Below are 8,921 nucleotides of genomic sequence, written 5' to 3'. Positions count from 1 at the left end.
AGTCAAAGAACGTCAACATTTTTTTATAAAAAAAGCAGAAATTTTTTTATTTCTGCTCCAAATACTTTATTTTCCTGCTGCAATGTCGGCCAAAGCTTCATCGACCCAATGATCCAAACGTTTGGCTATTGGGCTAAAGCCTTCATATACATGACGATTAGTCCAGTACTTCTTATGTTGGTAACGTGTATGCCGCGGTTGGTTAAAATCAAAGGTCTTCTCCAAACATCTGACCGAAAGTGAGATCTTTTGAGTATACTCATCGATATCAATGATCATCACTCGCACTCTTTGCCCGACTTTTAAATAATTTTGGATATCATCTACAAAACCGTGATGGCACTCAGAAATATGGATCAAGCCCTGTGTCTCCTCATCAAGCGCCACAAAAGCGCCATAAGGTTGGATCCCAGTCACATATCCTTCCAGTACCATTCCGATACGATAAGCTATTTCCATGATCAACTACCTCTATAGTATTTCGATATTTTCAATTACAATGTCTTGCTTAGGTTTATCGCCCCAACTAGTCTTAGCTTTAGCAATTTTATCAACTACTTCCATGCCAGAAATGACCTGTCCAAAAACAGTATGGCGTCTATCTAACCAAGGTGTACCTCCTTGGCGATATGCTTGAACTATCTCCTTAGGATAAGTCGTCAATTGTTTGATAATACGCTTAGGCATATTTTTATTCTGAACGATAAAGAATTGGCTTCCATTCGTATTAGGACCAGCATTTGCCATTGAAACAGCGCCCCGTAAATTGTAAAGTTCATCAGAAAATTCATCTTCAAAAGCTTTACCCCAGATACTTTCACCGCCCATTCCAGTTCCAGTAGGATCACCCGTCTGGATCATAAAATCTGAGATCACTCGGTGAAAGATAACACCATCATAATAACCGTTTTTGGCTAAAGTCACAAAATTTTCAACCGCTTTAGGGGCCTGCTCAGGGAAAAGTGCCAAAGTCACCTCACCCAAATTTGTTTTGATGACCGCACTTGGGGTCAATTTATCAGTGTCTAATTGTAAAAATTCCATCTATTTCTTCCTTATCTCTATAAATATATCTTTCACTTAGATATGATACTTTAACTCACAAGTTATTGCCAATTTTATTTTACACCTTTAATATGATATTGTAACTTTAACTGACAAGAATTATGAAGGGAGCAACCACTTTATGGTAGCTAAAGAATTTTATGATATTACGATCATCGGCGGGGGACCAGTTGGAATGTTTGCTGCGACCTATGCTCGAATGCGTTTAGCTAAAACTCAGATCATCGAAAGTTTAGGACAGTTAGGGGGCCAAGTCAGTGCCCTATTTCCGGCTAAAAAAATCTATGACATCCCTGCTTTTCCGGAGATCACCGGAACAGAATTGATCGCTCATTTAAAACAACAGGTCGAAAAATTCGAGCCTGATATCTTTTTAAATGAACGCGTAGAAAGTTTCACTCAAATCACTGGTGGCTTTGAGATCAAAACATCTAAACGAACAACTTATTCAAAAACGATCATTATCGCTACTGGTGCCGGAGCTTTTGAACCACGTAAACTAAAGGTAGCAGCCGCTGATCGATTCGAAGACAAACAACTCCACTATTTCGTCAAAGATCTAAAGGACTTCAGTAATAAAGAAGTAGCGATCGCTGGCGGTGGCGATTCAGCTGTTGATTGGGCTTTAGAACTAGCACCGATCGCTAAAGCAGTTCACTTGATCCACCGCCGCGATAAATTTAGAGCTTTAGAATCTAGTGTTTCGGCGCTTAAAGAAACAAATACGATCCTACACACGCCCTATTTGATCACTGATCTTTCTTCTGCCCAAGATAAACTCTGCATCAGCTTAGAAAAACCCCGTAGTGCCGAGAAAAAAGAATTGACAGTCGATCACCTTTTGGTCAATTACGGATTTGCCTCAAGTTCAAAGTTACTTGAAAGTTGGGCACTCGAACTTGACCATCACAATATTGCTGTTAATGCTAAAAATGAGACCTCGATCCCTGGCGTCTACGCGATCGGGGATATTGCAGCCCAAGCAGATAAACTAAATTTGATGGCAACTGGTTTTGGCGAAGCTCCAAGTGTCATCAACAGTGCACTACTACGGATCTATCCAGAAAAACGCCAGCCAGCTCATAGTACGCAATTAATTAAAAAATTTGAAGCTGCTCAAGATAATTAAGTACACTAAGCTAAAAGTGTAGTATATTTATAGATAAGAGAGCAAACTTTATTGTCGGCACTCTCCTATAGTTGTCAAAAATCAACAACTACAATTACGAAAGGAATATGTTCATGTTTTTATAGCTGACGATGAACACCTATAGCAATGTCACAACTAATTGATTTTATCTTACACATCGATGTCCACTTAGTTACGATCGTTAATCTCTTCGGTGATTGGACATACCTGATCTTATTTTCGATCATCTTTATCGAGACGGGCGCCGTTATTATGCCATTTTTACCCGGAGATTCACTTTTATTTGCAGCCAGTGCGATGTCAGCCAATCCTAAATACAGCCTAGATATTTGGATCTTTGTAGCCCTCTTCTGGTTTGCTGCTGTTTTGGGCGACTCACTTAACTTCTTTATCGGTCATTATCTGGGAAAAAAATTGACCAAGACTAAATTTTTCAGTCGGATCATCAAAGAGTCAGATCTAAAACGAACTGAAGAATTCTTTGATAAACACGGTGGGATCGCTATCTCATTAGCCCGTTTCATGCCGATCATCCGTACACTGGCACCTTTTGTTTACGGCGGGAGTGGTGGTAATTTCAAAACCTTTATCCGCTATTGCTTGATCGGTGCAACGGCTTGGGTAACGCTTTGCTGTGGTGCAGGTTATTTCTTTGGTAATTTCCCGATCGTTAAAGAACACTTCTCCTTGATCATTATTGGGATCATCGCTGTTTCTTTGATCCCAGCTATCATAGGAGCTATCAAATCAAAAACTTCGAAAAAATAATATCAATACAAAAAAACGTGGTCAATTCAAGCGACCACGTTTTTTAATTGCCATTTTCCAACAATATAAATGCTAAGTAAACTCAAAGTAAATGTTCCTACAAATATGCCAAAACACGCTAAAAAATACTCACTTGGCAAAGCATTGATGATCGGATCTAAATTCGGATCAAATATCCAATCATCATTTCTAAATAATACTTCATGAAAGACGATAAAAAAATCTTCAAAATCGACCACTATAAAACAAATAAAACCTGCTAAGATCAAACTTAGACCATATATCTTTCCTTGTAAGATCCAAAGCCGTTTTTTTAGTGTCAGATCATACAAATAATGTAGCGCTGGCCAAGCAGTCAGGACTAAAACACTGTAATTCAAGAAAAATAGCCGCTTGACATCTTCAAAATGGCGCATCCCATTATAGGATATCGGCAAAGATAAATTAAGCTCTGTGACCCACGGATAATTAAGATACGCTAGCAACGACAAATAATTTTCCCGTAACCCGTGTTCAGTCAGCCCTACTTCTTGATATAGTTCATAGTGGTGCATAAACCACCAGTAGAGTGGATGGAAATTGATCGTTAACGTTATGCAAAATGTCACTAAAAACAGCAACAACAAGACTTGGACCCCAGCCTCTTTTACATATCGAACATTTAGACTTCCCATTGGTCTAACGAATCGAGCTCAACTGTTGGTTTGATAGCTTTCTTAGCCACTTGTTCCTTCGTTGAAACTCCTGTATAAACTAAGATCGTATCGATCCCAAAATTGATCCCAGCCTGAATATCAGTCATATAGTTATCACCGACCATTGCTACTTGATCTTTAGCTAGGCCTAAGCGCTTCAAAGCTTTTTCCATGATGATCGTCTCTGGCTTACCCACATATTGCGCTTTTTGTTGCGTTGCACATTCAACTAAAGCGATCACTGAACCTGCTCCGGGAACTAATCCACGCTCGTTAGGTAGATTCGTATCTGCATTGGTCCCAATAAAAGTAGCTCCACGTTTGATCGCTAATGTTGCTAATTCAAATTTGTGATACGTTACATCATAATCTAGACCTACAACGACATAATCAGGTGTTGTCTCTTCAAATTTAAAACCTCGGTCTAAAATAGCTTGTTTTAAGCCTAATTCACCGATCACATAAGCCGTTCTTTTTTCATTATCTAAATCAGCAATATAATCCGCTGTCGCTAAAGCTGAAGTAAAAACATTATCGACTGTAACGTGAATATCAAAGTTCTTTGCTAAATTAGCCACAACTTTTTCAGGTGCTTGTGTACTATTATTAGTTACAAAGAGAAATGGAATATTTTTAGCCTGCAAATTTTCGATAAAACGTTTCGCAGCTGGGATCTTTTCCTTACCACGATAGATCGTGCCATCAAGATCGATCATATAGCCTGCATATTTTTTCATTTTGGTAAACTACCCCTTATTTATTTTTTTGGCGGATCGTAAAGCGCCGTTTGCGTTTTTTGACCTGGTCTGTCGTATATTTTTTCGACCGAGGTTGCTTTTTATTTATATCATATACACGTTGTGCTGTATATGCCTTTTGCGACTTTTCTTTTCTATTTTGTGTCCGACGCTTATGACCAGTTTTTTTATTTTTACCACCATTATGCGATGGTGTCGGGGTCTGAACATCTAAATTGCGCAAGACAAAATAAGCACAGCCAAAATTACAATATTCATAAAGATAATCTTGTAAGCGTTCAATACTTTGCGTGGGCGTCCCCTTATTACTACCTGCAGCATAAAAGCCCCGCAACCGCAATTGGTCATAACCCCAATCACCGACAATGTAATCATACTTAGTCAAAATATTGCTAAAACGTTCCTCTAATTTTTCGACCTCAAATCCATTACGATAATTTTTCTCTAAAATATATGGTCGCCCATCGATCAGCATTTGGGTAGGGCTTTGCAAAACGACTTCACTTGCAAAAGCTTTGATCGTTTCAGCTTTCTTGGCTAACTGCGCTTCTCTGCGTTCCTTTTTCTCACTATTCAAAAAAATTCCTGCTATATAAAATGTAGTCAAGCATGTTGCTTGCGAAAGAAATATAGCCTCTCCTTTCTTAAATTTTTCTGTCTCATTCACACCACATTTATCTTTCGTGTGAATCACATATACTATCAATTACAATAATGGTTGACATATCTCTAATATAGTATAGCTGAAAATCCCATAAAAGGTAACTGCTTAGATCAAAGCTAAAATAGCGACGCGCGATCAACCGCCGATATCAAATATGCATCTGAGCTATGTTTAATAATATAACGAGGACCTTACCACGATGCCAAAAATACACATCATGGTAAGACCCTCGTTATTCATACGGTACTGACCATCTTGTCAAATACTCTACCTATTAATTTTCAGATAGATGCTTTTTTCGCAATTTATTTAACATAAAGAGCGCTGCAAACCAAACTAACGAAGCCAGTAGTGCGATCAAAGTTGCTTTTTCAAAGCACATGATCACACAGACAAAAGCTAAAAAGAGCAAGACCGCATAGTCTGAAGCTGGATAAAGTGGCATCTTGAAATTAGATTCATTTTTTTGTCCCTTAGCTTTTAGCTCTTTACGATATTTCAAGTGAGCGACCACGATCGCACCCCAGATAAAGAGAAAACACGTTGTTGCTACACTTGAGATAAAAGTAAATAGGGAGGTGTTTGGGATCACCAAGTTGGCCACGACCGTTAAAGCAATAACTGCCGTCGAAAAGCGGATCGCATTAGCGGGAACTTGGTGCCGTGAAAGCTTGCTCATCTTTTTAGCAAAGCGACCTTTTTCTTTATATGTTAAAGAAAAGACCATTCGCCCAGTATTAAAGATCGAACTATTACATGCTGAAGCAGCTGCTGTCAAAACAACAAAATTAATAATTCCAGCCGCAGCAGGAATACCAATATTTTCAAAAACTTGAACAAATGGACTTTGATCTGGCGTGATCGATCTCCAAGGATAGATACACATCAAGGCTAGTAAGGACCCCACATAAAAAATAATTATCCGAAGCGGGATCTCATTGATCGCCTTAGGGATCACAGTTTTAGGATCTTGAGTCTCAGAAGCTGTGACACCGATCATTTCGATCCCGATAAAGCCAAATGTTACCATTTGAAATGACATTAAAAAGCCACCTAAGCCTTTAGGGAAAAGACCACCATAATCAACTAAATTCATCACAGAAGCATGTCCACTAGGTGTTTCATAACCGATCACGACTAAAACGATCCCGATCACGATCAATGCAATGATCGCGATGACTTTGATCAAAGCAAACCAAAATTCAGTCTCACCAAACAAAGCAACTGTGATCAAATTCAAGGCTAACAAGATCGCTAAAATGATGAACCCAGGGATCCACTCAGGAATATGGGGGAACCAATAATGGATGTACATCCCACTTGCCGTCACATCAGCCATCGCGATCGTGATCCAACAGACCCAATACGTCCAGCCGGTGATAAAACCAATATCTTTACCTAAATATCGTTCAATAAAATCAATAAACGAATGGCTCTTTAAGTCTGAAAGTAGCAATTCCCCCATCGCACGCATCAACAAAAAACAGATCGCGCCTGTTATAAGATATGCTAAGACGATCGAAGGTCCCGCTAACTGGATCGATTTTCCTGAACCTAAAAATAGCCCGGTCCCGATCGTTCCACCTAATGCGATCAATTGGACATGCCGGCTCTTTAAGCCACGGGCATATTGCTCTTCATTTTCCATCAAAAAACTCCTTTAATATTTCATATAATTAAGTTTATCTTAATCTTTTAGTTAAGTAAAATTCAACTATTTCATTTTTAGATGAATAAAATTCAATTATATACATAAATAAAGAGCTACTGCCTTTTTGGTAAAGTAGCTCTTTATTTTTTAAGCAAAGTTTCGGGCTTGCCAGTTATCGATCTCTTGCATAAACTTGACAAACTCCAATTGATTTTTCATCAGTGGAAATTCTCCCAATAAGATAGGTTCAGCCTGCTTAGCATGTGGTCCCTTCTTTTGTAGGAGTAAGATCGATTTTTGCGAATTCTCATTGATAAATAGTTGCTGTGGTAAATTGAGTAGGCCTTGCAAATAGCCCTTTGCTTGGATCACTTGCAGTAATTGTTTGGCCTCAGGGGCTTCAAACATCCCACGTGGAACAACAAAGACACCCCAACCACCAGCTACCAATTGTTCAAGCGCTTGTTCGATCAGTAGATAATGCACGTAAGAATGTCCCTTGGCAAACGAGGTATGATACTCTTTTACCCGACTATCAAGAGGATAATAGCCGATCGGCAGATCAGCTACAACAATATCAGCTGGTGGTACTTGTAACTCAGCCAATGCGTCTTGATGGACCAATTGCGTTTTACTTTGCATCAATTCAGCCGAGATATTGGCTAAAGCTAACATCGTATCATCGTTATCGACCCCATAGACATCAAGCTCTTTCCATCCACTTTTCTTCAAGGTGCTCAAGATCGCCGATAACAAATTCCCTGTCCCAACCGTCAGATCTAATAGTTTTAGGCCAGCTGTATATTTTCCAACTTTTTCGATCAGATATGCCAATAAAAATCCGATCGTATCTGGTGTCATTTGGTGATTTGCTTGAACTTTTTCGCGCTTATAAGCTTGTAAAAGGCACAATTGCAATACTGAGCGCCGTTCTTCTTTAGATAAAGAAGCTAAGTCGATCTTTTGATAAAGATCTTTTAATTTAGCGACTGTTGCTTCATCTGGTGCCCCATCTTCAACATGAACTCGACCATTATCCAATAAATTTTCAAACGTTTCGATCAAAGCATCTAACGCTGAGCATTCTACATTTTCTTGCAAGAGCTCGATCGCTTCATTCAATAATTGAAATTTTTCTTCTACTTTTGCTAATGCCATTTTTCACACCCTAATCAACTTTTTTACTAATGTCTTATTATCGCATATCTTACTAGAAATTCAAGTCGTGGTATCTAGTTGATCTGATCAAGGGTATATTTTTGGCCATTTGGAAGAAACACTTTGACTTGATCTTTTAACATTTCCACTTGTCCTTGAGCTGAACTTGCTTTTTGTCCAGGCTTTAAGTCAAGTTTTTGGGCTAATACAGCTAAGGTACGAGCACGATAATACATGCTTTGTCGTTGATATGTCGCCTGCTGAAGCTGATGTCCTAACAATTGCGCATAAAAAACAGCTGTCACCAAAACTAACATTAATAGCGCCGAACTCAGTAGAGTCCCTTTCAATTTCATAGTCCACTTTCTTTCTGTAGCGGTAAACTCACGGTCGTCTGATAAGTCCTGAGATCGATCTGGGCGGTTATTTTTATCGTTTCACCTTGTCTAACTGCACTAAAACTAGATACTCGATATAATAACGGCATATAACCACCAGATGCGGTCTCCATGATCACTTTGTCACGTTGGCTTTCATAATGAACGATATAATCTTTTTTAGCTTTTCGACTATATAAATAGATATTTTCCCCATTTTCACCTGACTTTTTTACTAAGGCGAAATGTTGGCGCTCATTTTGTAGTAAACTAACAAAACGTTCCCATTCAAACTGATCAGTCTCCTGTTTAGCTACCACTTGTTTTTGCATATTCGAGCCGATCCCTGCTAATAGCGCTAGCCCCAAAGCTGTCACCATTAGGGCAACTGTGGCTTCGATCAAAGTAAAGCCCTTAATCTTTGCGCAATTCAATTGTAATTTTATGCCCAGCTCGATCTGTGATCTGAACTTCAATTTTTCCCCCTTTAGCTTTAGTTGTTTGTAACTGACTCTGCACTAGTAACTTTTGAGCTACTTGAACTTGTTGATAAGCTTGTGTTGTCGCTTGATGCAACCGTAGATCTGTCAAGTACAATAACGTACTAATAATTAATAACACACTCATCCCGCTCA

General features: G+C 38.9%; 12 protein-coding genes. 2 read left to right on the top strand and 10 right to left on the bottom strand.

Annotation, left to right across the window (positions count from 1 at the left end):
- Positions 1-66 precede the first annotated feature (66 nt).
- Entirely contained in the window at positions 67-459 is a 393-nt protein-coding gene (locus LMU01S_RS06165; protein WP_004051732.1) for a CvfD/Ygs/GSP13 family RNA-binding post-transcriptional regulator, read from the bottom strand.
- 12 nt (positions 460-471) lie between these two features.
- Positions 472-1,044: a peptidylprolyl isomerase gene (locus LMU01S_RS06160; RefSeq protein ID WP_056959960.1), complete on the bottom strand. Its 573-nt coding sequence runs from the start codon at positions 1,042-1,044 to the stop codon at positions 472-474.
- 142 nt (positions 1,045-1,186) lie between these two features.
- Between LMU01S_RS06160 and LMU01S_RS06155 the strand changes: the two genes are divergently transcribed.
- Together LMU01S_RS06155 and LMU01S_RS06150 are read left to right on the top strand one after the other, a co-directional pair.
- Positions 1,187-2,194 carry an NAD(P)/FAD-dependent oxidoreductase gene (locus LMU01S_RS06155; RefSeq protein ID WP_056959958.1) on the top strand — a complete coding sequence of 336 codons (1,008 nt, stop codon included), beginning with the start codon at positions 1,187-1,189 and terminating at the stop codon, positions 2,192-2,194.
- A gap of 147 nt (positions 2,195-2,341) precedes the next feature.
- A complete protein-coding gene (locus LMU01S_RS06150) occupies positions 2,342-2,983 on the top strand; it encodes a VTT domain-containing protein (protein ID WP_010688034.1) in 642 nt (213 codons plus the stop codon).
- 26 nt (positions 2,984-3,009) lie between these two features.
- On the opposite strand, the gene LMU01S_RS06145 is transcribed toward LMU01S_RS06150, so the two are convergent.
- The 8 genes from LMU01S_RS06145 to LMU01S_RS06110 form a co-directional block, all read right to left on the bottom strand.
- The gene (locus LMU01S_RS06145; protein ID WP_056959957.1) at positions 3,010-3,657 is read right to left on the bottom strand and encodes a TIGR01906 family membrane protein; all 648 of its coding nucleotides are present in this window, start codon (positions 3,655-3,657) and stop codon (positions 3,010-3,012) included.
- The gene (locus tag LMU01S_RS06140) at positions 3,645-4,415 is read right to left on the bottom strand and encodes a TIGR01457 family HAD-type hydrolase (protein WP_056959955.1); all 771 of its coding nucleotides are present in this window, start codon (positions 4,413-4,415) and stop codon (positions 3,645-3,647) included. Before LMU01S_RS06140 ends, LMU01S_RS06145 begins: the two co-directional genes overlap by 13 nt.
- 16 nt (positions 4,416-4,431) lie before the next feature.
- Complete coding sequence (locus LMU01S_RS06135) at positions 4,432-5,013, bottom strand: YutD family protein (RefSeq protein WP_056959954.1); 582 nt, start codon at positions 5,011-5,013, stop codon at positions 4,432-4,434.
- Between the two features lie 361 nt (positions 5,014-5,374).
- The gene (locus LMU01S_RS06130; RefSeq protein WP_056959952.1) at positions 5,375-6,748 is read right to left on the bottom strand and encodes an amino acid permease; all 1,374 of its coding nucleotides are present in this window, start codon (positions 6,746-6,748) and stop codon (positions 5,375-5,377) included.
- Positions 6,749-6,898: 150 nt separating this feature from the next.
- Complete coding sequence (locus LMU01S_RS06125; protein WP_056959950.1) at positions 6,899-7,909, bottom strand: class I SAM-dependent methyltransferase; 1,011 nt, start codon at positions 7,907-7,909, stop codon at positions 6,899-6,901.
- Between the two features lie 74 nt (positions 7,910-7,983).
- On the bottom strand, positions 7,984-8,265 hold the full coding sequence (locus tag LMU01S_RS06120) for a hypothetical protein (RefSeq protein ID WP_004051721.1): 282 nt from the start codon (positions 8,263-8,265) through the stop codon (positions 7,984-7,986).
- Positions 8,262-8,762 carry a ComGF family competence protein gene (locus tag LMU01S_RS06115; RefSeq protein ID WP_056959948.1) on the bottom strand — a complete coding sequence of 167 codons (501 nt, stop codon included), beginning with the start codon at positions 8,760-8,762 and terminating at the stop codon, positions 8,262-8,264. The genes LMU01S_RS06120 and LMU01S_RS06115 overlap by 4 nt, the downstream gene beginning before the upstream one ends.
- Entirely contained in the window at positions 8,701-8,913 is a 213-nt protein-coding gene (locus LMU01S_RS06110) for a hypothetical protein (RefSeq protein ID WP_153551408.1), read from the bottom strand. Before LMU01S_RS06110 ends, LMU01S_RS06115 begins: the two co-directional genes overlap by 62 nt.
- Between the last annotated feature and the right edge of the window lie 8 nt (positions 8,914-8,921).

This window comes from Ligilactobacillus murinus DSM 20452 = NBRC 14221 (assembly GCF_001591685.1).
GTDB classification, from domain to species: domain Bacteria; phylum Bacillota; class Bacilli; order Lactobacillales; family Lactobacillaceae; genus Ligilactobacillus; species Ligilactobacillus murinus.
The sequence above is the reverse complement of the archived record's forward strand: the minus strand, read 5'-3'. Positions and strand labels throughout refer to the sequence as shown.

Bases quoted from the DNA above. Each gene is read 5' to 3' on its own strand.
- LMU01S_RS06155 (WP_056959958.1), top strand. From the start codon at position 1,187: ATGGTAGCTAAAGAATTTTATGATATTACGATCATCGGCGGGGGACCA.
- LMU01S_RS06120 (WP_004051721.1), bottom strand. From the start codon at position 8,265: ATGAAATTGAAAGGGACTCTACTGAGTTCGGCGCTATTAATGTTAGTT.
- LMU01S_RS06145 (WP_056959957.1), bottom strand. From the start codon at position 3,657: ATGGGAAGTCTAAATGTTCGATATGTAAAAGAGGCTGGGGTCCAAGTC.
- LMU01S_RS06130 (WP_056959952.1), bottom strand. From the start codon at position 6,748: ATGGAAAATGAAGAGCAATATGCCCGTGGCTTAAAGAGCCGGCATGTC.
- LMU01S_RS06160 (WP_056959960.1), bottom strand. From the start codon at position 1,044: ATGGAATTTTTACAATTAGACACTGATAAATTGACCCCAAGTGCGGTC.
- LMU01S_RS06140 (WP_056959955.1), bottom strand. From the start codon at position 4,415: ATGAAAAAATATGCAGGCTATATGATCGATCTTGATGGCACGATCTAT.
- LMU01S_RS06125 (WP_056959950.1), bottom strand. From the start codon at position 7,909: ATGGCATTAGCAAAAGTAGAAGAAAAATTTCAATTATTGAATGAAGCG.
- LMU01S_RS06110 (WP_153551408.1), bottom strand. From the start codon at position 8,913: ATGAGTGTGTTATTAATTATTAGTACGTTATTGTACTTGACAGATCTA.
- LMU01S_RS06165 (WP_004051732.1), bottom strand. From the start codon at position 459: ATGGAAATAGCTTATCGTATCGGAATGGTACTGGAAGGATATGTGACT.
- LMU01S_RS06150 (WP_010688034.1), top strand. From the start codon at position 2,342: ATGTCACAACTAATTGATTTTATCTTACACATCGATGTCCACTTAGTT.